The sequence below is a fragment of the Streptomyces sp. NPDC058008 genome (genome assembly GCF_042886395.1).
GTDB lineage: Bacteria > Actinomycetota > Actinomycetes > Streptomycetales > Streptomycetaceae > Streptomyces.
The window spans coordinates 206799-231795 of record NZ_JBHVQX010000002.1 but is presented as its reverse complement, the minus strand read 5'-3'; the positions used below and the strand labels follow the sequence as shown (position 1 = coordinate 231795).

The 24997-nt window shown below is 72.7% G+C and carries 27 protein-coding genes; 13 read left to right on the top strand and 14 right to left on the bottom strand.

The window, feature by feature from the left end; genetic code table 11:
- Nucleotides 1-26: 26 nt before the first annotated feature.
- Nucleotides 27-1259, top strand: coding sequence for an MFS transporter (locus ACFVS9_RS02775; RefSeq protein ID WP_383115939.1), 1233 nt, complete (start codon nucleotides 27-29; stop codon nucleotides 1257-1259).
- A gap of 54 nt (nucleotides 1260-1313) precedes the next feature.
- Here ACFVS9_RS02775 and ACFVS9_RS02770 read toward each other — a convergent pair whose 3' ends face one another.
- Nucleotides 1314-1898, bottom strand: a complete 585-nt coding sequence (locus ACFVS9_RS02770) for a suppressor of fused domain protein (protein ID WP_389929642.1) — start codon at nucleotides 1896-1898, stop codon at nucleotides 1314-1316.
- Between the two features lie 412 nt (nucleotides 1899-2310).
- Here ACFVS9_RS02770 and ACFVS9_RS02765 point away from each other — a divergent pair, with 412 nt between their 5' ends.
- Both ACFVS9_RS02765 and ACFVS9_RS02760 read left to right on the top strand, forming a co-directional pair.
- Nucleotides 2311-3426, top strand: coding sequence for a magnesium and cobalt transport protein CorA (locus ACFVS9_RS02765; RefSeq protein WP_383115937.1), 1116 nt, complete (start codon nucleotides 2311-2313; stop codon nucleotides 3424-3426).
- 64 nt (nucleotides 3427-3490) lie between these two features.
- On the top strand, nucleotides 3491-4009 hold the full coding sequence (locus tag ACFVS9_RS02760; protein ID WP_389929640.1) for a hypothetical protein: 519 nt from the start codon (nucleotides 3491-3493) through the stop codon (nucleotides 4007-4009).
- An 80-nt stretch (nucleotides 4010-4089) separates the two neighbouring features.
- On the opposite strand, the gene ACFVS9_RS02755 is transcribed toward ACFVS9_RS02760, so the two are convergent.
- Nucleotides 4090-4842 (bottom strand): hypothetical protein, encoded by a 753-nt coding sequence (locus tag ACFVS9_RS02755; RefSeq protein WP_389929638.1) that lies wholly within the window; start codon nucleotides 4840-4842, stop codon nucleotides 4090-4092.
- Between the two features lie 173 nt (nucleotides 4843-5015).
- Here ACFVS9_RS02755 and ACFVS9_RS02750 point away from each other — a divergent pair, with 173 nt between their 5' ends.
- From ACFVS9_RS02750 to ACFVS9_RS02740, 3 genes are read left to right on the top strand one after another with little or no spacing between them, the layout of a single operon-like run.
- The gene (locus ACFVS9_RS02750) at nucleotides 5016-6290 is read left to right on the top strand and encodes a magnesium transporter MgtE N-terminal domain-containing protein (protein ID WP_383115934.1); all 1275 of its coding nucleotides are present in this window, start codon (nucleotides 5016-5018) and stop codon (nucleotides 6288-6290) included.
- The gene (locus tag ACFVS9_RS02745; protein ID WP_383115933.1) at nucleotides 6280-6858 is read left to right on the top strand and encodes a DUF1003 domain-containing protein; all 579 of its coding nucleotides are present in this window, start codon (nucleotides 6280-6282) and stop codon (nucleotides 6856-6858) included. The genes ACFVS9_RS02750 and ACFVS9_RS02745 overlap by 11 nt, the downstream gene beginning before the upstream one ends.
- Nucleotides 6859-6883: 25 nt before the next feature.
- Entirely contained in the window at nucleotides 6884-8017 is a 1134-nt protein-coding gene (locus ACFVS9_RS02740) for an Mrp/NBP35 family ATP-binding protein (protein WP_383115932.1), read from the top strand.
- 59 nt (nucleotides 8018-8076) lie between these two features.
- Here ACFVS9_RS02740 and ACFVS9_RS02735 read toward each other — a convergent pair whose 3' ends face one another.
- The 5 genes from ACFVS9_RS02735 to sigE all read right to left on the bottom strand — a co-directional run bounded on the left by ACFVS9_RS02735 (nucleotide 8077) and on the right by sigE (nucleotide 13282).
- Nucleotides 8077-8739, bottom strand: coding sequence for a hypothetical protein (locus tag ACFVS9_RS02735; protein ID WP_389929635.1), 663 nt, complete (start codon nucleotides 8737-8739; stop codon nucleotides 8077-8079).
- 126 nt (nucleotides 8740-8865) lie between these two features.
- Nucleotides 8866-9321, bottom strand: a complete 456-nt coding sequence (locus ACFVS9_RS02730; RefSeq protein ID WP_389929633.1) for a sec-independent translocase — start codon at nucleotides 9319-9321, stop codon at nucleotides 8866-8868.
- Nucleotides 9322-9438: 117 nt separating this feature from the next.
- Nucleotides 9439-11484: a trypsin-like peptidase domain-containing protein gene (locus ACFVS9_RS02725; RefSeq protein ID WP_389929631.1), complete on the bottom strand. Its 2046-nt coding sequence runs from the start codon at nucleotides 11482-11484 to the stop codon at nucleotides 9439-9441.
- Nucleotides 11485-11573: 89 nt separating this feature from the next.
- Nucleotides 11574-12524, bottom strand: coding sequence for an anti-sigma factor family protein (locus tag ACFVS9_RS02720; protein ID WP_389929629.1), 951 nt, complete (start codon nucleotides 12522-12524; stop codon nucleotides 11574-11576).
- Nucleotides 12521-13282, bottom strand: a complete 762-nt coding sequence (gene sigE / locus ACFVS9_RS02715) for an RNA polymerase sigma factor SigE (RefSeq protein ID WP_277332111.1) — start codon at nucleotides 13280-13282, stop codon at nucleotides 12521-12523. Before sigE ends, ACFVS9_RS02720 begins: the two co-directional genes overlap by 4 nt.
- A gap of 178 nt (nucleotides 13283-13460) precedes the next feature.
- Between sigE and ACFVS9_RS02710 the strand changes: the two genes are divergently transcribed.
- On the top strand, nucleotides 13461-14126 hold the full coding sequence (locus ACFVS9_RS02710) for an O-methyltransferase (RefSeq protein WP_383115927.1): 666 nt from the start codon (nucleotides 13461-13463) through the stop codon (nucleotides 14124-14126).
- Nucleotides 14127-14240: 114 nt separating this feature from the next.
- Here ACFVS9_RS02710 and ACFVS9_RS02705 read toward each other — a convergent pair whose 3' ends face one another.
- Nucleotides 14241-14408, bottom strand: a complete 168-nt coding sequence (locus ACFVS9_RS02705) for a DUF3117 domain-containing protein (protein WP_003966491.1) — start codon at nucleotides 14406-14408, stop codon at nucleotides 14241-14243.
- Nucleotides 14409-14722: 314 nt separating this feature from the next.
- Here ACFVS9_RS02705 and ACFVS9_RS02700 point away from each other — a divergent pair, with 314 nt between their 5' ends.
- Nucleotides 14723-15598, top strand: coding sequence for an enoyl-CoA hydratase/isomerase family protein (locus ACFVS9_RS02700; RefSeq protein ID WP_383115926.1), 876 nt, complete (start codon nucleotides 14723-14725; stop codon nucleotides 15596-15598).
- A 24-nt stretch (nucleotides 15599-15622) separates the two neighbouring features.
- On the opposite strand, the gene ACFVS9_RS02695 is transcribed toward ACFVS9_RS02700, so the two are convergent.
- Both ACFVS9_RS02695 and ACFVS9_RS02690 read right to left on the bottom strand, forming a co-directional pair.
- Complete coding sequence (locus ACFVS9_RS02695) at nucleotides 15623-16207, bottom strand: DNA-3-methyladenine glycosylase I (RefSeq protein ID WP_383115925.1); 585 nt, start codon at nucleotides 16205-16207, stop codon at nucleotides 15623-15625.
- Complete coding sequence (locus tag ACFVS9_RS02690; RefSeq protein ID WP_383115959.1) at nucleotides 16204-16596, bottom strand: DivIVA domain-containing protein; 393 nt, start codon at nucleotides 16594-16596, stop codon at nucleotides 16204-16206. Before ACFVS9_RS02690 ends, ACFVS9_RS02695 begins: the two co-directional genes overlap by 4 nt.
- A gap of 250 nt (nucleotides 16597-16846) precedes the next feature.
- Here ACFVS9_RS02690 and folP point away from each other — a divergent pair, with 250 nt between their 5' ends.
- A complete protein-coding gene (gene folP / locus ACFVS9_RS02685; protein ID WP_383115924.1) occupies nucleotides 16847-17719 on the top strand; it encodes a dihydropteroate synthase in 873 nt (290 codons plus the stop codon).
- A gap of 74 nt (nucleotides 17720-17793) precedes the next feature.
- On the opposite strand, the gene ACFVS9_RS02680 is transcribed toward folP, so the two are convergent.
- Entirely contained in the window at nucleotides 17794-18579 is a 786-nt protein-coding gene (locus tag ACFVS9_RS02680) for a TIGR00730 family Rossman fold protein (protein WP_389929626.1), read from the bottom strand.
- Between the two features lie 85 nt (nucleotides 18580-18664).
- Nucleotides 18665-19744 (bottom strand): succinyl-diaminopimelate desuccinylase, encoded by a 1080-nt coding sequence (dapE, locus tag ACFVS9_RS02675; protein WP_383115922.1) that lies wholly within the window; start codon nucleotides 19742-19744, stop codon nucleotides 18665-18667.
- A 61-nt stretch (nucleotides 19745-19805) separates the two neighbouring features.
- Between dapE and ACFVS9_RS02670 the strand changes: the two genes are divergently transcribed.
- Complete coding sequence (locus tag ACFVS9_RS02670) at nucleotides 19806-20693, top strand: hypothetical protein (protein ID WP_389929624.1); 888 nt, start codon at nucleotides 19806-19808, stop codon at nucleotides 20691-20693.
- A 308-nt stretch (nucleotides 20694-21001) separates the two neighbouring features.
- Entirely contained in the window at nucleotides 21002-21337 is a 336-nt protein-coding gene (locus tag ACFVS9_RS02665) for an ATP-binding protein (protein WP_383115920.1), read from the top strand.
- 127 nt (nucleotides 21338-21464) lie between these two features.
- Here ACFVS9_RS02665 and dapC read toward each other — a convergent pair whose 3' ends face one another.
- Nucleotides 21465-22568, bottom strand: a complete 1104-nt coding sequence (gene dapC, locus ACFVS9_RS02660; protein ID WP_383115919.1) for a succinyldiaminopimelate transaminase — start codon at nucleotides 22566-22568, stop codon at nucleotides 21465-21467.
- Between the two features lie 101 nt (nucleotides 22569-22669).
- Nucleotides 22670-22990, bottom strand: coding sequence for a ferredoxin (fdxA, locus tag ACFVS9_RS02655; protein WP_014154250.1), 321 nt, complete (start codon nucleotides 22988-22990; stop codon nucleotides 22670-22672).
- Nucleotides 22991-23107: 117 nt separating this feature from the next.
- On the opposite strand from fdxA, the gene ACFVS9_RS02650 reads away from it, so the two are divergent.
- Together ACFVS9_RS02650 and ACFVS9_RS02645 are read left to right on the top strand one after the other, a co-directional pair.
- Entirely contained in the window at nucleotides 23108-24109 is a 1002-nt protein-coding gene (locus tag ACFVS9_RS02650; RefSeq protein ID WP_389929622.1) for a GNAT family N-acetyltransferase, read from the top strand.
- 30 nt (nucleotides 24110-24139) lie between these two features.
- Nucleotides 24140-24991 (top strand): transglutaminase-like domain-containing protein, encoded by an 852-nt coding sequence (locus ACFVS9_RS02645; RefSeq protein ID WP_389929620.1) that lies wholly within the window; start codon nucleotides 24140-24142, stop codon nucleotides 24989-24991.
- The last annotated feature ends 6 nt before the right edge of the window (nucleotides 24992-24997 follow it).

Sequence of the window (24997 nt, the reverse complement as noted above, 5' to 3'; positions counted from 1 at the left end):
AACGACCCAGTGGAGAGCGAGGAACCATGCGGGGAGAGGATCCGTTCGACGAAGGGGCGGCCAGCATCCTGCGTCAGCCGAAGGCCGTCTGGGCCACGGCGGGCGCCTCGGTCGTGGCCTTCATGGGGATCGGGCTGGTGGACCCGATCCTGCCGTCCATCGCCAAGGGCCTCGAGGCCACGCCCAGCCAGGTGTCCCTGCTGTTCACCTCGTACTTCCTGATCACCGCGGTCGCGATGCTCGTGACCGGTTTCGTCTCCAGCCGCATCGGCGGACGCAGGACCCTGCTCGCCGGTCTCGCGCTGGTCGTCGTCTTCGCCGCGCTCTCCGGCACGTCCTCGTCCGTCGCCGGGCTGGTCGGCTTCCGGGCCGGCTGGGGGCTGGGCAACGCCCTGTTCGTGTCCACCGCCCTCGCGGTGATCGTCGGCGCGGCGGCCGGCGGCAGCGCGGCGGCGATCCTGCTGTACGAGTCGGCGCTCGGCCTCGGCATGGCGTGCGGGCCGCTGGTCGGCGCCCTGCTCGGCGACGCCAGCTGGCGCTACCCGTTCTTCGGCACCGCCGTCCTGATGGCGATCGGGTTCCTGTGCATCACCGCGTTCCTCAAGGAACAGCCCCGGCCGGCCGGGAAGACCTCCCTGCTCGACCCCCTCAGGGCGCTCGGCCACGGCGGACTGGCCTCGGTCGCGACATCGGCGTTCTTCTACAACTACGCGTTCTTCACCATCCTGGCCTTCACCCCGTTCGTGCTCGACATGTCGCCCTACCGGTCGGGCGCGGTGTTCTTCGCCTGGGGCCTGCTGCTCGCCGTCTTCTCGGTGCTCGTCGCCCCGCGGCTGCAACGGCGCTTCGGCTCGCTGAAGGTGGTCGGCGGCTCCCTGGTGCTGCTCGCGGCGGACCTGGTGGTCCTCGGGTACGGAAACCACACGACGGCCATCGTCTGCACCGTGGTCTCGGGGGCCTTCATCGGCATGAACAACACCGTCTACACCGAGCTGGCCCTGGGCGTCTCGGACGCGCCACGCCCGGTGGCGAGCGCCGGTTACAACTTCGTCCGCTGGTTCGCGGCCGCCGCGGCGCCCTACCTCGCGCCGAAGATCGAGGAGTGGAGCGACCTCCACACCCCGTTCGTGGTCGCGGCCGTCGCGGCCCTCGTCGGCGCCGCGGTCGTCCTCGTCCGGCGGGCGGCGCTGACCCACGAGGCCGAGGAGCTGGGACCGCGCCACGCCACCGAGGACGGCGTCACGGCCTTCGCCGACTGACCGGCTTCCCTTCCGGACCCCGCCCACGGCCGTGCTTCCCGGTCGGGGCGGGGGTCAGTCCAGCGCCACGGACGCCCGCAGCGGATCGCGCAGGTCCGTCCCCTGCGAGAGCCAGCGCTCCTGGAGCTCCTGCGCCCCCCTGACACGCTTCCAGGCGGCCTCGTTGCGCGTCATCGGCAGCAGCGGGAGGAAGCACACCGGTTCCATCGGCGCGTCCAGCTCCAGGTCCTCGACCAGGCCGCCCGGCTCGGCGACCAGGACGGAGTCGAAGGGGGCCCCGGTCCAGAGCGGCTGCCCGAGGTCCAGCGACGCCCCCGGAGCCACGATCACCCCCTCGACCTGCGGTGACGCCGCCAGCACCGCCAGGGGCCGCAGCACCTGGTCGGTGTCGGCGAGTCCCAGCCGCACGGACAGGACCAGTTCGGCGCGGGGTCCCTTCACGGGGTCGGCGAGGGGGGAGGCGGGGTCGGCCATCGGCTGGGCGGACATGCCCAGGGTGGCGTAGCGCACCACGTCCCCGTCGATGAAGCGGAGCACCTCGATACGGTCCGTGCCGAGGAACGTCACCCCGGCGCGGGCGTCCGGCTCCCCCAGCGCCGTACGGAGCCGGGCCTCGACCAGATCAAGAATTTCTCCCATGCCGCGAGCATAGAACGCGTGCGGAACGGGCAAAGGAAGGGATTGGCTCCTCACCTGGCTGATAGCCTGAGGCGTCGGTCGGGACAGCACGCAGAAGCGTCGCTCTCAGTCCCGAGAACACGTGATCCCCCACGGGGGACCGGCCGGAGGAGGTGGGGCTGCGGTGGATCCAAGTCGACCGTGCAGTACCAACCGCCCTTCCGCACGACGCCTTCCTTCTGTGTCCTGACACCCTTCCCGGACGTCAGCACGGTAGTTCGCGCACCGGAAGAGCCCCTCGTTTTTGCCTGTCTGTAGCGAACGCCGTCATCGTGCCCGCGCGGTGCCGCCCGCTTTGCGGACGTGAGCGCACGTCCCCATTCCGGGCTGTTCCACGTGCCCGCCGACGGCCCTCCGTGAAGAGGAGCCAGCCATGTCGATGATCCGTGACCTGCGCGCCGCCGTGCGCCCGTCCCAGCGCAAGAGCAACACCCCGTACAACAGCTACGACGCCACCCGCGACCCCTCCGCCTCCAGCGCCGTCGTCGACTGCGCCGTCTACCGGGACGGGCGCCGGATCACCGAGGCCTCCTGCCTGACGCCGCGCGAGGCGATGCTGCGCGTGCGTGAGGAGGGCGGCTTCGCCTGGATCGGCCTGCACGAGCCGACCGAGGAGGAATTCGCCGGTATCGCAAGGGAGTTCGGCCTCCACCCGCTCGCCGTCGAGGACGCGGTCCACGCCCACCAGCGCCCCAAGCTCGAACGGTACGACGACACGCTCTTCACCGTCTTCAAGACGATCCACTACGTCGAGCACGCCGAGCTGACCGCGACCAGCGAGGTCGTCGAGACCGGTGAGGTGATGTGCTTCACCGGGCGGGACTTCGTGATCACCGTCCGGCACGGCGGACAGGGTTCGCTGCGCGCCCTGCGCCACCGCCTCCAGGAGGACCCCGAGCTGCTCTCCAAGGGTCCCTCCGCCGTGCTGCACTCCATCGCCGACCACGTCGTCGACGGCTACATCGCGGTGGCTGCCTCGGTGCAGGACGACATCGACGAGGTGGAGATCGGGGTCTTCTCCACCCCGGCGAAGGGCAGCAGGCGCGGCTCGGACGCGGGCCGCATCTACCAGCTGAAGCGCGAGGTGCTGGAGTTCAAGCGGGCCGTGTCACCGCTGCTGCGGCCGATGCAGCTGCTGAGCGAGCGGCCGATGCGGCTGATCGACCCCGACATCCAGAAGTACTTCCGCGACGTGGCCGACCACCTCGCGCGGGTGCACGAGGAGGTCATCGGCTTCGACGAGCTGCTCAACTCGATCCTCCAGGCCAACCTGGCGCAGGCGACCGTCACACAGAACGAGGACATGCGGAAGATCACGTCCTGGGCGGCGATCATCGCCGTGCCGACGATGATCTGCGGGGTCTACGGCATGAACTTCAAGCACATGCCCGAACTGCGGTGGACCTACGGCTATCCGATGGTGCTGGCGCTCATCGGCGTCGTCTGCTTCTCCATCCACCGCACCCTCAAGCGCAACGGCTGGCTCTGAGGGCCTGCGGCCCGGGGCACGCGCACCTGCCCGCCCCGGGCACGGGACCCCATAGAGTTCGGGCATGACTGCTGCTGACGTGTTGCTGGCCCGGGCTCTCGTCGAGGAGGCCACCAAGAAGTCCGGCCTGATCTGGGTGCGGGGCACGGGCCCCTCGCGCGCGCTGTGGCACGTGTGGCACGAGGGCGCGGCCGTGCTCGTCGGGGACGGCCCCGGGGAGCAGCCCCTCCCGGCCGGGCTGGACACCGGTACGGCCGCCGAGGTGACCGTACGCAGCAAGGACAAGGGCGGCAGGCTCGTGGCCTGGACGGCCGCAGTCACCGTGCTGGAGCCGCACTCCGAGGAGTGGGAGGCGGCGGTCGGCGAGCTCAGGGGCAAGCGGCTGAACGCCCCGGACGCCGAGCTGATGACGGAGCGTTGGGCGCGCGAGTGCCGGGTCCTGCGGCTGACGCCCGGCGCCTCCAGCACCGCGCACCCGGACGGCCCGCTGTCGGCCCGCCCGCTGCCCACCGGCGCGACCACCCGGGAGACGGCGCCCGGCGCACTCCCCCGGCTGCTGCTGAAGCGCCGCGACAAGCGCTGACGGCACCTCGGCCCCGGGTGGGCCGGCCGGCCGGCCCACCCGGACGACGGGCCGACGGGCTGCCCGCTCCGGAGCGCCCGTCAGCTGGAGGACTTGGGCAGCTCGCCGCCGTAGTCGACGGTCTCGTCCTCGGCCGGTGCCTCCAGGGCGAAGCTCTTGCCCCAGTCCGCGAGGGTGACGCTGCCGCCGCCCCCGCCGCGGGCCACCCGCAGCGGGTACGGGGTGCCCTGGAGGGAGACGTCCAGTACGCCTCCCTCACCCTTTCCGCCCGCGATCTGCACGGTGCGCACCCCGCCGATCGTGTCCCGGTCCCCCTTGTTGACCATTCCGTGCAGGGCGAGCACCCCGTCCAGGAGCGTGTCCATCTCCGTGAACCCCCGCATCTGCCGGTAGGTGGGGTCGTCCTCGGGGACCTTGACGAACTTCCCGTCGAGCTTGTCGGCGGCCTGCTCGCTCCCGTCGTCGCTCTCCTCGTGCTTCCAGAAGCCCGCGTCGGCCTTGAGGAAGAGTTCGTCACCGATGCGCAGCAGGGCGAAGGTGTTCTGCTTCGAGGTGACCGACCCGGTGCCGCCCTTGCTGCTGAGCTGCATGTTCAGGGTGTACGTGCCGCCCTTGCCGACCAGCGTGCCCGTCAGGCGCACGGCGTCCGCCGCATCGGCCGCCGCGCGCGCCTTCTTGTCGATCTGCGCCGCCGTCAGCTTGCCGACGCCGTTGGTCCCCTCGTCCGGGTCCTCGCCGGCGCAGGCCGTGAGCGCCACGGTCAGTCCCGCGCAGAGCACCACGGCGGATACGGTCCGGCGGCGGGTACGGGCGGCCGGAGCGGAAGAGGTCACGGGCGCACTGCCTCTCATCTGTGTGTCGGGGGCTGGCAGACGGCAGCGTACCCGTGACGCGTACGCCATTCGGCAGAGCTCCGTACGGACGGTCCGCCAGGGCGGCCCGGACCGGTACGGGCTAGCCTGATCACGGCAAAGGAGGACGCGGGGGACAGAGGGAGGCGCACAGGATGGCCGCAGGCACTCCCAGGGTCTTCGTCTCGCACCTCGCCGGCGTACCGGTGTTCGACCCGAACGGCGACCAGGTGGGCCGGGTCCGCGACCTGGTGGCGATGCTCCGGGTGGGCGGCAGACCGCCGCGGCTGCTGGGCATGGTCGTCGAGGTCGTGAGCAGGCGGCGCATCTTCGTCCCGATGACCCGGGTGACGGGGGTCGAGTCGGGACAGGTCATCACCACCGGCGTCGTCAACATGCGGCGCTTCGAGCAGCGCCCGACCGAGCGGCTCGTCCTGGGCGAGTTCCTTGACCGGCGGGTGCGCCTCGTGGAGTCCGACGAGGAGGTGACCGTCCTCGACGTCGCCATCCAGCAGCTCCCGGCCCGCCGCGACTGGGAGATCGACAAGTTCTTCGTACGCAAGGGGCGGGGCGGGGCGCTGCGGCGCAAGGGCGAGACGCTGACCGTGGAGTGGTCGGCGATCAGCGGCTTCTCGCTGGAGGAGCACGGGCAGGGCGCCGAGAGCCTGGTGGCGACCTTCGAGCGGCTGCGCCCCACCGACGTCGCCAACGCCATGCACCACCTGACGCCCAAGCGCCGCGCCGAGGTCGCCGCGGCCCTCGACGACGACCGGCTCGCGGACGTCCTGGAGGAGCTGCCCGGTGACGACCAGGTGGAGATCCTGGGGAAGCTGAAGGAGGACCGCGCCGCGGACGTCCTGGAGGCGATGGACCCGGACGACGCGGCCGACCTGCTCTCGGAGCTGCCGGAGGCCGACAAGGAACGGCTGCTGGCCCTGATGCGGCCGGACGACGCGGCCGACGTACGGCGCCTCATGTCGTACGAGGAGCGGACCGCGGGCGGGCTGATGACGACGGAGCCGATCATCCTGCGCCCCGACGCCACGGTCGCGGACGCGCTGGCCCGGGTCCGGCAGCAGGACCTCTCCCCCGCGCTGGCCGCCCAGGTCTACGTCTGCCGGTCGCCCGACGAGACCCCCACCGGCAAGTACCTGGGCACCGTTCACTTCCAGCGGCTGCTGCGGGATCCCCCGTTCACCCTGGTCAGCTCCATCGTCGACAGCGATCTCGTGCCCCTGGCGCCGGACACCCCGCTGCCCGAGGTGACCAGCTACCTGGCCGCGTACAACCTGGTCTCGGTGCCCGTGGTGGACGAGAGCGGATCGCTGCTGGGCGCGGTGACCGTCGACGACGTGCTGGACCACCTGCTCCCCGAGGACTGGCGCGAGAACGACTTCCAGGGCGAGGAGGGGATCACCGGTGGCCGCTGAGGACCGTTCGAGGGCAGGGGCGACGGGCGCGTCGGGCATCGTGCGCCCGCCGCGCCCCCGGCTCGACCTCCCGAAGGCACCGCGGCGCCGCCTGCTGCCGGAGTACGACCCGGAGGCGTTCGGCCGGTTCTCCGAGCGCATCGCCCGTTTCCTGGGCACGGGGCGGTTCATCGTCTGGATGACGCTGATCATCATCGTCTGGGTGGTCTGGAACATCTACGCGCCGACGGGGCTGCGGTTCGACGAGTACCCCTTCATCTTCCTGACCCTGATGCTGTCCCTCCAGGCCTCCTACGCGGCCCCGCTGATCCTCCTCGCGCAGAACCGGCAGGACGACCGCGACCGGGTCACCCACGAGCAGGACCGCAAGCAGAACGAGCGCTCGATCGCGGACACCGAGTTCCTCAGCCGGGAGATCGCCGCACTCCGGATGGGCCTCGGCGAGGTCGCCACCCGGGACTGGATCCGCTCGGAGCTGGAGGCCATGGTCAAGGACATGGAGGAGCGCCGGGTACTCCTGCCCGCGGAGAGTGACGAAGGCGACCGCGGAGGGGCCACCCGCCCGTAGGTGTCCGCGCCGTACCATCGTCGGTATGGCTACGGAAGACGCGGTGCGCGAAGCGCTGGCGACAGTGAACGACCCGGAGATCCACCGACCGATCACCGAGCTGGGCATGGTGAAGTCGGTCGAGATCGATCCTGACGGTGTAGTCGCTGTCACCGTGTATCTCACGGTTTCCGGCTGCCCGATGCGCGAGACGATCACCACGAACGTGACCGACGCGGTGGCCCGTGTCGAGGGCGTGTCGCGGGTCGAGGTCACGCTCGACGTGATGAGCGACGAGCAGCGCAAGGAGCTCGCCTCCTCGCTGCGCGGCGGCACGGCGGAGCGCGAGGTGCCGTTCGCCAAGCCCGGCTCGCTGACCCGCGTCTACGCGGTCGCGTCCGGCAAGGGCGGCGTCGGCAAGTCGTCCGTGACGGTGAACCTCGCCGCGGCGATGGCCGCCGACGGGCTCAAGGTCGGCGTGGTCGACGCGGACATCTACGGCCACAGCGTGCCCCGGATGCTCGGCGCGGACGGCAAGCCCACCCAGGTCGAGAACATGATCATGCCGCCGTCCTCGCACGGCGTGAAGGTGATCTCCATCGGCATGTTCACCCCGGGCAACACCCCCGTGGTGTGGCGCGGGCCCATGCTGCACCGGGCGCTCCAGCAGTTCCTCGCCGACGTGTACTGGGGCGACCTGGACGTCCTGCTGCTCGACCTGCCCCCGGGCACCGGCGACATCGCCATCTCCGTGGCGCAGCTCGTCCCGAACGCCGAGATCCTGGTCGTCACGACCCCGCAGCAGGCCGCCGCCGAGGTGGCCGAGCGGGCCGGGTCCATCGCCGTGCAGACCCACCAGAAGATCGTCGGCGTCGTCGAGAACATGTCGGGCATGCCGTGCCCGCACTGCGACGAGATGGTCGACGTGTTCGGTTCGGGCGGCGGGCAGCGGGTCGCCGACGGGCTGACGCGGACGGTCGGCGCCGAGGTTCCGGTGCTCGGGTCCATCCCGATCGACGTACGGCTGCGTGAGGGCGGCGACGAGGGCAAGCCCGTCGTCCTGTCCGACCCCGACTCACCCGCGGGTTCGGCGCTGCGGTCCATCGCGGAGAAGCTGAGCGGCCGTCAGCGCGGCCTGTCCGGCATGTCGTTGGGGCTCACCCCGCGCAACAAGTTCTGATCGCCGTACGGGTGGGGGCGGCCTCCTGACGAGGCCGCCCCCACCCGTACGCGCGTCGCTCAGGCCTCGTACGAGGCGATGTCGCCGATCACGGCGAATCCCAGACCGTAGGCGCTCATCCCGCGCCCGTACGCGCCGATGTGGACCCCTTCAGGGGCCGATCCCGCGAGCACCCAGCCGAACTCGGACTCCCGGTAGTGGAAGTCCACCGGTACGCCGTCCACCGGAAGGGACAGCGTCGACCAGGGTGCCTGGTCCAGCTCGTCCGCCAGCTCGAACGCCGTTTCGGTCTGCTGGTTCAGCCATTCGCCGCGCAGGGTGTGGTCCATCTGCGGGGGCCAGGTGCAGTCCAGCAGGCCGGAGCCCGCCAGCCAGGCCGCCGACGAGACGGTGGTGGCGTCCAGGACCCCCGTACCGTCGTCGCTGTTCCGCACGGGGCTGCTGCCCACGGTCACGACCACCGCGAAGCGCGCCTTCTCCGCCCCGGCGTCGGCCCGTACGACGGGTTCCTCGCCGTGCCCGGTGGAACCGTGCTGCACCGTGTCGTCCGCCGCGGCGGTGACGTGCATCAGCCAGCGCTGCCCGGTGAAGGCCGCGTCCAGTCCGTACCAGGGGAACGGCGCCTTGAGATAGCCGTCGACAGTACGCCGGGTCGCCGGCAGCCCCTCCGCGGTGTCCGCGCCGGGGGCATCGTCCGCCCCTGCCCGACTCGTCGTCTCCATCTGTCCGGCCGCCTCCTCGATCTTCCGCTGATCCGGAGCGGCCCTCCCCCCGTGGGCATGGGCAACCTCGCAACCGGACAGATGGAGAATAGCGATACCGTCCGGACGAGTCGGGATTGACGGGTCTCAGGTGGCGTCTGCGTCGAAGGGCGGGCGCTCGTCCTTGACCGGCTGCGCGGGCTTCTTGAGGAGGTCCGGCGTGGCCGCGGCACCGGATGCCGCCGCCGCCACGGTGCCGGTGGACGGGGCGGTCTCGCGGCCGTTCACCGCGTCGGTGACCTCGGCCATCTCCTTGCGCAGGTCGAAGCTCTCGCGGATCTCCTTGAGCCCCAGGTCGTCGTTGCCGTCCATGAGCTGCTTGCGGACGAACGTCTTGGGGTTGAGGTCCTCGAACTCGAAGTCCTTGAACTGGGGCCCGAGCTCCGAGCGGATGTCTTCCTTGGCGCTGTCCGAGAACTCACGGATCTTGCGGATGGTGCGCGTGACGTCCTGGATGACCTTCGGCAGCTTCTCCGGGCCGAATACGAGCACGGCGAGAACCACGAGCGTCAGCAGCTCGAGTGCGCCTATGTCATTGAACACCTTGCTGCTCCTCGTGTTCTCTGCGTCTTCTCCGCGTGGTCTCCGCCGCCAGGTCAGGGGCCCGGACCGCTCCACGGTACCCGGCGAAGCCGTCCGCGCGGTACCTGCCGGTGGCCGTCAGGTGCCGCTCGACGACCCCAGCGTCAACGTCATGGACAGGTCTTTGCCACCGCGGGTCAGGACGAGGCCGAGCCGGTCACCGGGCCGGTGCGCGCGGATCTTGACGATCAGTTCCTCACCGCTGTGCACCCGCTGGCCGTCCACCTCGGTGATGACGTCGCCCTGCCGGACGCCGGCCCGGTCGGCCGGACCGCCCTCGGTGACCGCCGCGCCGGAGCCCCTGCCGCCGACCTTGGCGCCGTCGCCGGTGTACTCCATGTCGAGGGTGACGCCGATCACGGGGTGGGTGGCCCTGCCGGTGTTGATCAGCTCCTCGGCGACCCGCTTGCCCTGGTTGATCGGTATCGCGAAACCGAGGCCGATGGAGCCGGACTGGCCGCCTTCGAGCCCTGACGCGCTGTCGGCGGCGCGGATCGCGCTGTTGATGCCGATGACCCGGGCCTGGGCGTCGACCAGCGGGCCGCCGGAGTTGCCCGGGTTGATGGGGGCGTCGGTCTGGAGGGCGTCGACGTAGCTCACGTCCGTGCCGTCGCCCTTCTCGCCGCCCGCGGTGATGGGCCGCTGCTTGGCGCTGATGATGCCGGAGGTGACCGTGTTGGACAGGTCGAAGGGCGCGCCGATCGCCACCACCGGGTCGCCCACCCGCACGTTGTCGGAGTTGCCGAGGGGCAGTGGCTTGAGGCCGGAGACGCCGCTCACCTTCACGACCGCCAGGTCGTATCCGCTGTCCTTGCCGACGACCTCGGCCGCCGCGCTCTCCCCGCTGCTGAAGGTGACGGTGATGTCCCCGGTGGAGCCCGCGGGGGCGACCACGTGGTTGTTGGTGAGGATGTGGCCCCGATCGTCGAGGACGAAGCCGGTGCCCGTGCCGGACTCGGCGGAACCGTTGACGTGCAGGGTGACCACGCTGGGCAGCGCGCTGGCCGCGATACCGGCGACGCTGTCGGGTGCGCGGCCGCCGGCGTCCCGTCCGGCCTGCGGCAGCTCGACCGTGGTCAGGCCGCCGTTGCGCTCGACGTACGCGCCGATACCGCCGCCGATCCCGCCGGCGACGAGGGCGAGCAGCGCGGCACCGGCGAGGGCCGACCCCTTGCGTCCCCTGCGGGGCCGGGTCTCCTCGCCCTGGCCGGGGCCGGGGTGGCTCAGCGGCTGCTGTGGTGCGCCCCAGGGGTCGTAACGCAGCCACTGCGAGGGCTGCTGCGGGGGCTGCGCGCCGGGCGGGGGCGGCGTGTGCTGCTGCGGGAGGGTGTGCGGCGGGGGCGGCCAGGCCTCGGGGTGCCCCTGACCGGCCGTCGCCGGAGCCGGGGCGGGCGTGCCGTGGCCGTTCGTCCCGGCGTAGGGCGGCGGTACGGGGGTCCCGTGGGCCGGGGTGGGCACCGGGCGCTGGACGGGCGGCGCGAGCGCCCACGGCCCCGGGTCGCCGTAGGGCGGGGTGCTGTACTCGTCGGGCGCGTGCAGCGGCTGCGTCCGGGGCGCGTGGGCCTCGGAGGCGGACGGCACGGCGGCGGGTGCGTGGGCGGCCTGCTCGGCGGCCGGCGGCGCGGGGACGGCGGGTTCGGCGGGCGGCGGCACCGGTGCGGACGCGGGTACGGATACGCCCTGTCCGGCGGCCGGAGGCACCGGCGCGGTGGCAGTCGGCCCGGCAGCGGCCGGCGCGGGTACGGCCGGTTCGGCGGCCGGCGGCGCCGGGACGTGCGGCGCGGCGGCCGGTACGGCGTGCTCCCCCGGCCCTGGTTCCGGCGGGGCGGGGCTGAAGTCACCGTCCGGCGGGGCGGGCGTGTAGTCGCCGCCCGGGGGCGCGGGCGTGTAGTCGCCGTCCGGTGTGGCCGGCCCGCCGTGCGGTGTCACCGGCGCGGGCGGCTCCGCCGCTGCGGGCGGAGACGGCGGTGCGGTGGCCCCGCCGGTGTCCGGTGCCGCGTCCGCGGGCCGCGCGGCGCCCGCGCCACCGACGGCCGCGTCCTGCGGCCCGGCCGGGTGGTTCCGTTCCGCAGAGGGACGGCTCCACCACTTCGTCTTCGGCCCGCTGGGCTTCCCGTCGTCCATGCTCTCCCCGCAACTGGCCCGTGCACGCCCCACAGAGGCGTCCCTGCGGGAATTCAACCAGGTTTGCGAATCGGCGCGCAGGGTCCCGGTCAGCGCAGCGGGGTGAGCGGCATCGCACGGTCGTGCAGCGGCGGGGCCGAGGCCGTCGCCGACGGAGCGGACGGCTTCGGGTCCGCTCCCCCTCCGAGCGAGGCCGAGTACAGCGGGCCGGCGTCGGTCGGGCGTATCAGCGGCGGGACCGTCACGTTGAGCACCGGGAAGGCGAAGGTGCCCCCGGCGAGCACCGAGGTGTTCAGCAGCGTGGGCGCGGAGGCGGACACGGCCCGGGCCGACGGGTACGGCGCGGCGCTCGGCCGGATGCCCTGGTCCTCTCCGAAGGTGAGGGTGCCGCCACCACCGCGGCTGGCGGTGACGGCGGCGCTGCCGGTGCGCTCGTCGGCGGTGAGCGGAGTGGTGCCGCTGCCCGCGCCCTCGGCGCTGAGCGGCGGCTCGGGGCCGTAGTCGAGGGGGAGGGAACCTCCCAGGGCGATGGCCGCGAGGGAGACCGCGCTGGCCGCGACGAACGCGAACCGCCGGGCGCGCCAGGGCGAACGGTCGGCGTCCCGGGCCACGTCGTGGATGCGGAAGCCGGAACCGGACCTGCCTCCGGGCAGTACGGCGGTCGAACCGTGGGCCGTGGGGAGATAGCCGAAGCCGTCGAGCGGTGAGCGTCCCGGCTCGGCGGGCGCTGACTGCGGCGCGGGGAAGATTCCCTCGCCGAAGCGCCTGCCGCCGTCACCGGGGCCGCCGTCACCGCCGCTGGGGCCCCCGGGAAGGCCCTGCAGGCGGGCCAGGAAGCCCTCCGAGGGCGAAGGGGCGGCGGAGGTCGCGAAGGCACTCTTCAGCCGCCGCTGGGCGTCGGCCTCGGACTTGCACCTGGCGCAGGTCGCCAGGTGGGCCAGGACCCGTTCCCTGGCATCGTGTTTGAGCTCCCCGTCGACAAGCGCGGCGAGCCGGTCCCCCAGGTGCTGTTCCGCGGGGGTCGGACCTGTGCCACTCACGCCGTTCCGCCCTCCCCTGCCAGGACCGCGTCCGCGAGGGAACGCTGCTCCGCGCGGGCCTCGGGCGAACGGTGCTGGAGCGCCTTGCGCAGGTGCGAACGACCGCGGTGGATGCGGCTGCGGACCGTCCCGAGCTTCACGCCGAGCGTGGCGGCGATCTCCTCGTACGAGAGGCCCTCGATGTCGCAGAGCACGACGGCCGCACGGAACTCGGGCGCGAGGGTGTCCAGCGCCTGCTGGACGTCCGCGTCGAAGTGGGTGTCGTTGAAGACCTGCTGCGGGGACGGCTCACGGCTGGGGAGCCGCTCGGCCGCGTCGTCGCCGAGGGAGTCGAAGCGGATCCGCTGCTTGCGGCGGACCATGTCGAGGAAGAGATTCGTCGTGATCCTGTGCAGCCAGCCCTCGAAGGTGCCGGGCGTGTAGGTCGACAGCGACCGGAAGACACGGACGAAGACTTCCTGGGTGAGGTCCTCGGCGTCGTGCTGGTTACCCGTCAGCCGGTAGGCGAGGCGGTACACACGAGCGCTGTGTGTGCTGACGATCTCTTCCCATGAGGGCGGGGTCCACGCCTGGGAATCCGCATCTGAGGCGAAGGTCGCGGTCGGTGCGGAAGCGTTGGAAGAACGGTCAGCGGTGTCGGTCACGGATTTCGGCTCACCCGCCGACCCGAGAAGACGCCGCAGCGCACCTCTCCGATCCACAGGCGCAGCCGCACCTCCCCTATCGGCTCTGGTGGTGTCCAGTGGAGCCCCTACCATAGCCACCTCGCCCGTTAGCTCCGGATAAGCCTTTTTACCTGCTCGTGCCCCGGTGCCCCCGGGAGCAAGAGGCACATTCCGGGCCCGGCTCCAGGGCGCGGTCCCGGCGTTCCTCTTCACGTCTTCATAACGTCCGGTCCCATCTGCGGGTTCCCGGGCGCAGCGGATACAGTCACCGTTGCGCCAACTACGGGGACAGGAGAGCGTCATTACCGCCAACCGGCAGACGAGCTGGGCATTCGCCGACGCCTTTGTCGCCGAGGAGGAAGCTCTGCTCTGGGCCCGGGACCGGGCCCACGAGACGGGACTCCGCCCGGTGTCGTCAGGCACCGGCGCGGCACTGCGCCTGCTCGCTGCCACCGCGGACGCCAAAGCCGTGGCCGAGATCGGCACCGGCACCGGCGTGTCCGGCATCTACCTGCTTCAGGGGATGCGGCCGGACGGCGTGCTGACCACGGTCGACCCGGAGCCCGAGCGCCAGCAGTTCGCCCGTGAGGCCTTCCGCGCCGCCGGCTTCGCCACGAACCGGGCCCGCTTCATCCCGGGCCGCGCCCTGGACGTACTGCCGCGGCTGGCGGACGGCGGGTACGACCTCGTCTTCTGCGACGGCGACCGGCTCGAGAGCCTGGACTGCCTCGACGAATCGTTGCGGCTGCTGAGGCCGGGCGGCCTGGTCTGCTTCGAGGGCGTGTTCGCCGACGGCCGGACGATCGACTCGGCCGCCCAGCCGGCCGAGGTGCTGCGCCTGCGCGAACTGCTGCGGGCCGTGCGCGAGAGCCAGGAGCTCATGGCCACGCTGCTGCCGGTGGGCGACGGCCTGCTGTGCGCGGTACGCCGCGGCTGACCCTCCGCCCCTCGGTCCGGGCCTCCCCACCCCCGCAGGACCCCTCCCCGGACGCACCACTGCCCCGGCACGGGATGCGTACCGGGGCAGTGGTGAAGTGTGGGCGCTCCCGCCTCAGCCGACGACCTTCTTCAGCGCGTCGCCGAGTGCGTCCGCCTCGTCCGGAGTCAGCTCGACGACAAGCCGACCGCCGCCTTCGAGCGGAACGCGCATGACGATGCCCCGCCCCTCCTTTGTCACCTCGAGCGGGCCGTCGCCCGTCCGCGGCTTCATGGCCGCCATGCTCGTTCCCCTTCCTGAAACCAGCTCATCGCAGCCGGCGGCTCCATGACAGGCGCTGCCTCACCGGCGTCGAACACAATGCTTCCTCCGCATTATCCCGCATCAGGGACCCCGATGACCAACATCGGCCGGCATCGCTTGCGCAACGCGCTTTCCCAAAACCACCCAATTCGGCGATCCGGCTGCGATACTGCGCCACCGTCGGCCCCCAGCCGAGGTCCAATCGTTAGACGCAGGTCACATGTCCGGCCCGCGCGATGTCCGCCATGCTTACCTCGACAGGCACGACGCCGGACCCGCGAGGAGACCCAGCAATGGCCGACAGCACGGCTGACACGGTGCGCGCCGACGCGAGCGACGGGCTCGTGACGATCGCGATCGACCTTCCCGGCGCGAGCCCGGTGCTCACCGACGTGAGCGACGGGCTCGCGACGATCACGATCAATCGTCCCGACGCGATGAACGCCATGAACACCGCCGCCAAGGTCGCGCTGCGCGACGCCCTCCGCGCGGTCGCGGACGATCCCGCCGTGCGGGCCGTCCTGCTCACCGCCACCGGGCGTGCCTTCTGTGTGGGCCAGGACCTCAAGGAGCACGTCGCCAAGCTCTCCGAGGCCCGTGAGCAGGACGGCGGCAACGCGCTGAGCACGGTGCGGGAGCACTACAACCCCATCGTCCGTGCCCTCACCGAGATGGAGAAGCCGGTCGTCGCGGGGGTCAACGGGGTCGCCGCGGGGGCGGGCTTCGGATTCGCGCTCGCCGCCGACTACCGCGTGGTCGCCGACACCGCCGCGTTCAACACGTCCTTCGCGGGTGTCGCCCTGACCGCCGACTCGGGCGTCTCCTGGACCCTGCCCCGGCTGATCGGTGCGAGCCGGGCGGCCGACCTGCTGTTCTTCCCGCGCTCGGTCTCCGCCCAGGAGGCCTACGAGCTGGGCATCGCGAACAAGGTGGTGCCGGCGGCCGACCTGGCGAAGGAGGCCCACGCGGTGGCCCGCGCCCTCGCGGACGGCCCCACGGTCGCGTACGCGGCCCTGAAGGCGTCCGTGGCGTACGGCGCCGGGCACACGCTCGCCGAGACGCTGGAGAAGGAGGACGAACTCCAGACGAAGGCGGGCGCGTCGCGGGATCACACGATCGCCGTCGAGGCGTTCCTGGCCAAGCGGACGCCGAAGTACCTCGGCGCGTAGCAGGCGCCCGCCCGGGGCGGGGCCCTACCGGCCGCCGCCCCGGGCCACGCAGTCGGCCAGGTGGTCGTCGACCAGGCCGCAGGCCTGCATCAGGGCGTACGCGGTCGTGGGGCCGACGAAGCGGATGGACCGCTTCTTCAGGTCCTTGGCGAGCGCGGTGGACTCCGGGGTGACCGCGGGGACGTCGCCGAGGGTGCGCGGGGCGGGCCGTGTGGCGGGATCGGGCGCGTACGACCAGATCAGGGCGTCCAGCTCGCCCTCGTCCCAGCCGGCCAGCACCTCGGCGTTGGCGAGGGTGGCGTCGATCTTCGCGCGGTTGCGGATGATTCCGGCGTCGGCGAGGAGCCTCTCCTTGTCGGCGTCGGTGAACTCCGCCACGGCGGAGATCTTGAATCCGGCGAAGGCGCTGCGGAAGCCCTCGCGGCGGCGCAGGATCGTCAGCCAGGACAGCCCCGACTGGAAGGCCTCCAGGCAGAGCCGCTCGAAGAGGGCGTCGTCGCCGTGGACCGGGCGGCCCCACTCGGTGTCGTGATAGGCGAGGTAGTCCTCCGTGGACAGGCCCCAGGGGCAGCGCGGGCGCCCGTCCGCCGCCGGCTGTGCGCCGCTCACCGCCCGCCCTCCTCGTCCTTCGGGCCCTCTCCGCCGGCGGGGAGCTCGCCCGGCCGCTTGAACAGGTCGGGGCCCGTCACCGCGGTCGCCTGGGCGCCGGCGAGCGCCGACTCCAGCTCGGCGATGTGGGCGTCCCGCTCTGCGAGCTCGGCGCCCAGCCGGCCGAGGGCCTCGTCCACGTCCGTCATGCGGTAGCCGCGCACGGCCATGGGCAGCCGCATGGCCTCGATGTCGGCGCGGCCGACGGGGCGGTTCGTGGGCAGCGGGTCCGTGAGCCGCTCGGGCTCGACGTCCTGCAGAACCGCGCTTCCGCCTCCACCGACCACCGCGAGGGTGACCGCGGCCACGACCACGGCCATCGTCAGCAGCAAGAACCAGAACACGTGCATCTCCCGGGAAGCGGAATACCTGTCCAGGTCAGATCGTGCCATGAGGCACCGACAGTTAGGGTCTTTCGTCTGGATCGGACGGGCCCGGCGAGCGGGGGCCGGTCCGTGCGGACGGCAGGCGAGGCGGTGTGAGGGCCGGGCGCCGGGCCCCTGGGTGGCACCTCGGACCCGCGTACCGGAACGCGGGCCCGGCATGATCGGGACGCGAGAGACCCTAGGGTCGCAGGCGGGCTACGAGGAGGAACCAGGAATGCGAAGCGGGGCGCTCAGGCTGGGGCGGCGGGAGTTCGGGCCGCACGAACCGGTGATCATGGCGATCGTGAACCGGACTCCTGACTCGTTCTACGACCGGGGGGCGACGTTCCGTGACGAACCCGCGCTCTCACGGGTCGAGCAGGCCGTCGCCGAGGGCGCCGCGATCATCGACATCGGCGGGGTGAAGGCGGGTCCCGGCGAGGAGGTGACGGCGCGGGAGGAGGCACGCCGCACGGTCGGATTCGTCGCCGAGGTGCGCCGCCGCCACCCGGACGTGGTGATCAGCGTGGACACCTGGCGGCACGACGTGGGCGAGGCCGTCTGCGAGGCGGGGGCGGACGTGCTGAACGACGCCTGGGGCGGCGTGGACCCCAAGCTGGCGGAGGTGGCCGCGCGGTACGGGGCCGGGCTCGTGTGCACGCACGCGGGCGGCGCGGAGCCGCGTACCCGGCCGCACCGGGTCGCGTACGACGACGTGATGGCGGACGTCCTGCGGGTGACGCTGGGCCTCGCGGAGCGGGCCGTCGCGCTCGGGGTCAGGCCGGACGGGATCATGATCGACCCGGGGCACGACTTCGGGAAGAACACCCGGCACTCGCTGGAGGCGACGCGCCGGCTGGACGAGATGACGGCCACGGGCTGGCCGGTCCTGGTCTCCCTCTCCAACAAGGACTTCGTCGGGGAGACGCTCGACCGGCCGGTCAAGGAACGCGTGATCGGCACGCTCGCGACGACCGCCGTGTCGGCGTGGCTGGGGGCACAGGTGTACCGGGTGCACGAGGTGGCCGAGACCCGGCAGGTGCTGGACATGGTGGCGTCCATCGCGGGCCACCGGCCCCCCGCGGTCGCGCGGCGGGGCCTGGCGTAGTCCGGGGGGCCGGAGCGGCGGGGCGGGACCCCGGACAGCCCGGCGGGGCGGTCCGGGGTCCCGCCCCGCCCCGGCTAGCGCCCGACCTCCTTCGTCACCAGCCGGACCGCCTCGTCCACGTCGTCCGTGACGTGGAACAGCATCAGGTCCCGCTCCGACGCCTTGCCTCCCGCGACCACCGTGTCCCGCAGCCAGTCCACCAGGCCGCCCCAGTACGCCGTACCGAACAGGACGATCGGGAAGCGCGTCACCTTGCCCGTCTGGACCAGGGTCAGCGCCTCGAAGAGCTCGTCCAGCGTGCCCAGGCCGCCGGGCAGGACGACGAAGCCCTGGGCGTACTTGACGAACATCGTCTTTCTGACGAAGAAGTAGCGGAAGTTCACGCCGATGTCGACGTGCGGGTTCAGCCCGGACTCGAAGGGCAGCTCGATACCGAGTCCGACGGAGACGCCCTTCGCTTCCCTGGCGCCCTTGTTCGCCGCCTCCATCGCTCCGGGGCCGCCGCCCGTGATGACGGCGAAGCCCGCCTCGACCAGCGCCTTGCCGATCTGTACGCCCGCCTCGTAGTCCGGTCCGTCCGCCGGGGTGCGGGCCGAACCGAAGACGCTGATGGCGCTCGGCAGTTCCGCCAGCGCGCCGAATCCCTCCACGAACTCCGACTGGATCCGCATGACCCGCCAGGGGTCGGTGTGGACCCACTCGGAGTCGCCCTCGGAATCCAGCAGCCGCTGATCGGTGGTGCCCGGCTGGACCTGGTCCCTGCGCCGCAGCACCGGCCCCAGCCGCTGTTCCTCGGGCCTCACCGCGCCCTCGGGACTCTGCGCGCCCTCGGGGATCCGTGCGTCCTCCGGGTTGCCCATGACCTGCTCCCTCCGCCGACCTGCGATGTGCGTGTGTCGCTTCAGCGTAGATCGGTGGAGGTTACGCGCAGGGGAATGCCGTGGGTCAGCTGGTGAGCCAGGAGCGGAGGCGCTCCTCGCAGTGCGTGATCCTTTCGACCCGCACGTGCTCGTCCCGCTTGTGGGCGTACAGCGGGTCGCCGGGGCCGTAGTTCACCGCGGGGATGCCCAGGGAGCCGAACCGGGACACGTCCGTCCAGCCGAACTTGGGCCGCGCGGTGCCGCCGACCGCCTCCATGAACGCCTTGGCCGCGGGGTGCGAGAGACCGGGCATCGCCGCGCCGGAGTGGTCGTCCACGACGAACTCGGCGACACCGCAGTCCGCGAAGACCTCCTGGACGTGCGCCTCCGCCTCCTCGGCACCGAGGTCGGGGGCGTAGCGGTAGTTGACGACCACGGTGCAGGCGTCCGGGATGACGTTGGTGGCGACGCCGCCCTCGATGCCGACGGCGTTGAGCCCTTCCCGGTACTCCAGCCCGTCGATGACCGGCCGGCGCGGTTCGTACGCGGCCAGCCGGGCCAGCACCGGGGCCGCGGCGTGGATCGCGTTGGACCCCATCCAGCCGCGCGCGGAGTGGGACCGCTCGCCCGTCAGACGCAGATGGACCCGGAGCGTGCCCTGGCAGCCGCCCTCGACCTCGGCGTTCGAACCCTCCAGGAGGACCGCGAAGTCCGCGTCGAGCCATTCGGGGTGCGCCTCGGCCACGTGCCCGAGGCCGTTGAGGTGGGCGGCGACCTCTTCGTTGTCGTAGAAGATGAAGGTGAGGTCGCGGTTGGGCTCCGGCACCGTCGCCGCGATGCGCAGCTGGACGGCCACCCCGGACTTCATGTCGGAGGTGCCGCATCCCCACAGCACCCCGTCGTCGTCGAGCCTGGACGGCACGTTGTCCGCGATCGGGACGGTGTCGATGTGCCCCGCGAGGACGACACGCTCGGAGCGGCCCAGCAGCGTCCTGGCCACGATGTTGTTTCCGTGGCGGTCGACGGTCAGGTGCGGCAGCGGTCGCAGGGCGGCCTCGATGGCGTCGGCGAGGTCCTTCTCCTGCCCGCTGACCGACGGGAAGTCGACCAGCCGGGCGGTGAGCTCCGGGCCGTCCAGGGCGAGGTCAAGCGTGTGTCCATCCATGGCCACGACCCTAAGGGACTTGGTCCCCGGTTCCGGCCCTGCCCTCCAGTACGTTGGCCCCGTGCCCCGGACGAGTACGCCTCCCCGCCGCCACCGCGCCCTCCGTGCCGCGGCCGTCCTCGCCGCCGCGGCGGCCCTGGCGTGCTATCCGGCCGTGCGGTTCCTCTCCGGTCTCCAGGGGCCGCCCCGCTGCTCCGTCGGCGGGAGCGGGGGTGCCACCTACGAGCTGAGCCCGGAGCAGGCCGGCAACGCCGCCACGGTCGCCGCCGTCGGCACCGCGCGCGGGCTGCCGGAACGCGCGGTGGCCATCGCGCTGGCGACCGCCCTCCAGGAATCCTCCCTGCGCAACCTCGGCCACGGCGACCGCGACTCGCTCGGGCTCTTCCAGCAGCGCCCCTCGCAGGGGTGGGGGACGCCCGCGCGGATCATGGACCCGGTCTACGCGTCCGGGAAGTTCTACGAGCACCTCGCGGAGGTCCCCGACTACGCCCGGCTGCCGCTGACCGTCGCGGCCCAGCAGGTGCAGAGGAGTGCCTTCCCCCGGGCGTACGCCAAGCACGAGACGGGCGCCTCGCTGCTGGCCGCCGCCCTGACCGGACGCTCCCCCGCCTCGCTGACCTGCTCGCGGGCGGCCACGGGGACCGGCGCCCCGGGGGACGCGGCCGAGGTCCGGTCCGATCTGGCGCGCTCCTTCGGGACGGGCGTCCTGCCGCCCGCCGGGCCGGCGGGCGCCTCCGCGTCCGGCACGGTGTCGCTGCCGGTACGGGGCGAGGGGGACGCCGCCTCCCGCCGGGGCTGGGAGCTCGCCCACTGGGCGGTCGCGCGCGCGGGCACCCTGCGGATCGAGGAGGTCTCCTACGCGGGCCGGGTGTGGACCGCCGGCACGGGATGGCGGACGGAACACAAGGAATCGGACACCACCACGGTCCGAATGCGGCTCGCTCAGTAGTACGGCCCGTCGTCCGTACGGGCCGCCCGTCACCCTCTCGGCCCCTGCCGTCACCGCCGTTCCGGCGCCTCCGGCGGGCAGCGTAAATCCCTTGCGGCACAAGGGAAGTGGCGCCCTGCGGGACCGGCGGGGAACGCCCCTGCCCAGCGGGTTCCCCCCTGGTGGATTATCCGACGCATTACCCAGTCTTTGCCCGGGTGCCCCGCAACCTTCCCCGCCCCCGGACCGGTTGTTCAGTGCGTCCGAGCACCGGACAGGCGGATTCCACTTCCGCCGAGAACCCGATGACGTCCCGTCGAAGGAGCATCATGTCCCTCCCCCTGACCCGCAGGATCGCCCGTGCCGCGCTGCTGATCGCCGCAGGCGCGGCCCCCGTGGTCGGCGCGGCCGGTGCCGCAGGTGCCGCGGGGCTCCCGCAGACCCCCGCGCTCGGCGGCCTCACCTCGCTCGACGGTGCCGGAGTGAGCAGCACCCTGGACTCGACCGCGAAGCAGGGCTCCGAGGTCGCGAACGAGACCGGCGGCCGGCTGGTCGGCACGACCCTCCCCGCCGCGGGCAAGACCCTCAAGAAGGCCGGCACCGTGACGAACGGCGAGCTGACGGAGGACAACCTGCCGACCAAGGGCCTGTCGCTCGGCCGATAGGCGGGAACACGCGCCGTGACGAACGCGCGAAGGGGCCTCGGGAGTGCGCACTCCCGGGGCCCCTCGGCACGTGGGGCGGGCCCGGCGGCCTCCCGGACCCCTCCGGCGGGCCCGCCGCGCCCCGGTACTAGGACAGCCGCTTGACCGCCGCGTCCACGCGCTCGTCCGAGGCGGTGAGCGCCACGCGTACGAAGCGGTCGCCGGCCGGTCCGTAGAAGTCGCCGGGCGCCACCAGGATGCCCAGCCCGGCCAGGTGCGCCACGGTGTCCCAGCACGGCTCGTCGCGCGTCGCCCAGAGGTAGAGGCTCGCCTCACTGTGCTCGATGCGGAAGCCGTGGGCCTCCAGCGCCGCCCGCAGGGCCGTGCGCCGCCGTGCGTAGCGGGCCCGCTGCTCGGCCACGTGCGCGTCGTCGCCCAGGGCGGCGACCGTCGCGGCCTGGACGGGGGCGGGCGTCATCATCCCGCCGTGCTTGCGGATCTGGAGCAGCTCGCCCAGGACGGCGGAGTCACCGGCGACGAAGGCCGCGCGGTAGCCCGCGAGGTTGGAGCGCTTGGAGAGGGAGTGGACGGCGACGATGCCCTCGTACGTGCCGCCGCAGACGTCCGCGTCGAGCACGGAGACGGGCTCGGCCTCCCAGCCGAGCTCCAGGTAGCACTCGTCGCTGAGGAGCAGCACGCCGTGCTCGCGCGCCCAGGCCACGATCCGGGTCAGCTCGGCCTTCGGCAGGACGCGGCCCGTGGGGTTGGACGGGGAGTTGAGCCAGAGCAGCTTCAGGCCCTCGGGGTCCAGCTCCGTCGGGTCGTCGTAGACGACGGGCTCGGCGCCGCAGAGCCGCGCGCCGACCTCGTACGTCGGGTAGGCCAGCCGCGGGTAGGCGACCCGGTCGCCCGCGCCGAGCCCGAGCTGGGTCGGCAGCCAGGCGACGAGTTCCTTGGACCCGACGACCGGAAGCACGTTCGCGTGGGTCACGCCGGTCGCGCCGAGCCTGCGCTCCGCCCAGCCCACCAGCGCGTCACGCAGCGCCTCGGTGCCCCACACCGTCGGATAGCCGGGACTGTCGGCGGCGGCGACCAGCGCCTGCTGGACCAGCGCGGGCACCGGGTCGACCGGCGTGCCGACCGACAGGTCCACGATGCCGTCGGGGTGGGCCTCGGCCGTCGTCCTGAAAGGCGCGAGCCTGTCCCAGGGGAAGACCGGGAGTCGGGAGGAGACGGGGCTTGCTGCGGACACGGGGACTCTGCTTTCTCGTACGGGGGCGTGGGGGCCCGGGAAACACCTCGGTCCCGCACGGTGACGAGCCGTACGGGACCGGGCGGCGCTCGTGCGGCCGTCTACTGGTTCTGCGGCGGCAGCGCGGCGATGAACGCGTGGTCGCGCTCGATCAGACCCAGCTTGGAGGCGCCGCCCGGCGAACCGAGGTCGTCGAAGAACTCGACGTTCGCCTTGTAGTAGTCCTTCCACTCCTCCGGGGTGTCGTCCTCGTAGAAGATGGCCTCGACCGGGCAGACCGGCTCACAGGCTCCGCAGTCGACGCACTCGTCCGGATGGATGTACAAGGACCGTGAGCCCTCGTAGATGCAGTCGACGGGGCACTCTTCGATGCAGGCCTTGTCCTTCACGTCGACACAAGGCTGCGCGATGACGTAGGTCACGCTGTCGTTCCTCCTCGGTAGGGCGTTGGCTCTCGCGCGGGAGCGCGGCGTCGTCGATGCCCGCCCCTAGTATCTCCGTTCCGGGGCACGATCCGTACAGGAGGGGCAGACAGAGCTGTGGAATTCACCATGGGCGGACGGCTCGAGGTTCGCATGACGCCCGCTGACGTGGGCAAACGCGTCTCCGTACGGCGAGTCGTCGAGGCCCGGGGCGAGGGCGCGAAGTTCACCGACATGGTCGGGGTTCTCACATCGTGGGACGATGGAGTGCTGTCGGTCACGCCGAGAAGCGGCGAAAGCGTCCGTATCGCGGAATCCTCGCTGGTGGCGGGCAAGGTGGTGCCCGGCGCGCCGGCACGCCGCCGCGGTCCCGCCGCCTCCTTCGGCGAACTCGCGCGCGTCACCGCACGCGCCTGGGAGCCCGTGGAGAGCGAACTCCTGGGCGAGTGGCGGCTGCGCGCGGCCGGCGGTTTCACCCGCCGCGCCAACTCCGTGCTGCCGCTCGGCGATCCGGGTCTCCCGGTCGGCGAGGCGCTCACGCACGTCCGGCGCTGGTACGGCGAACGGGGCCTGCCCGCCTACGTCCAGACCGCCACGGGCGCGGAGGGCACGCAGGAACGGCTCTGCGCGGAGCTGGAGGACCACGGGTGGCGGCGCGAGGTGACGGCCGAGGTGCGGATCGCGGCGCTGGCGCCGGTCGGCGACCTGGACGCGGACGTCTCCGCGGTACGGACGGCCCGGGAGCCGGACGCCGCGTGGCTCTCCCGGTACCAGCGCCTCGGGACCCCGGGGCCGCACGTCCTGGAGGTGCTGGGAAGCGGTCCCTCGGTGTGGTTCGCCTCCGTGCCGGGCGACGGTCCGGCGGGCGTGCCGGCCGCGATCGGACGCTGTGTGGTGGACGGCCGGTGGGCGGGGTTCATGGCCGTCGAGGTGGGTCCGGAGCACCGCCGCCGGGGTCTCGCCACGGCCGTGATGACGGCGCTGGCGCGCACGGCGCTGGACGAGGGGGCCTCGGCCGCGTGGCTCCAGGTGGAGGCGGAGAACGAGGGTGCCCGCGCGCTGTACGACGGCATGGGCTTCGCCACCCATCACCGTTACCACCACTTCCGGTCCGCGTAGCGGAGACAGCAGCAGGGACGCGTGTCACACATGAGTGCTGAGGACCCCGCCACGGCCGCACGGCGCCGGCGCTTCGCCGAGGAGGCCCGCGCCGAACGGCCGGACCTCGCGCTGCTCTGCCTGCTGGTGGGCGCGGAGACCTCCCCGCCGGCGCCCGGGGACACCGATCCGTACGGCGTCGACGCGGCGCAGATCGAGCTGGACCGGCTGGCCGGCCTCCTGCCGTACGGGGCCCGCGGTGCCCGCGGGTGGGCGTCCGCGCTCGCGGAACTGCTGGGCGAGCGCTGCGGGTTCGCGGGCTCGTCCGCCGACTACCCGCGCCTGGAGTCCTCGGTGCTCCAGCAGGTGCTGCGGCGCCGCAGGGGGCTGCCGATCCTGCTGTCCGTGGTGTGGATCGAGGTGGCGCGACGGGCGGGGGCGCCGGTGTACGGAGTCGCTCTCCCGGGTCATTACGTGGTGGGTTTCGGCGACCCGGCCGAGCGGGTGCTGGCCGACCCCTTCGCCGGCGGGGCCCCGCTGAGCGGCAGGGACGCGCAGCTGATGGCCGCGGGGGCGACGGGGGCGCCGCCGGAGGCGATGCTGCCGGTGCCCGCCGGACCGCTGGAGACGGTGCTGCGGATCCTGAACAACGTACGGGCCTGGGCGGCGGCGCGGCCCGAGCGTACGGACGTGGCGCTGTGGGCGCTCGAACTCTCGCTGCTGCTGCCCTCGCACCCGGCCCGGCTCCGCTTCGAACGGGCCCAGCTCCTCGTGCAGCGCGGGGAGTTCCTGCGCGGGGCGGCGGAGATGGACGAGTACGCCGGGATCGTCGAGGGCGTCGAGCCGACGGCCGCCGAGGCCATCCGCCACCGGGCCCGGGCGGCCAGGGCCCTGCTGAACTGAGCGCGG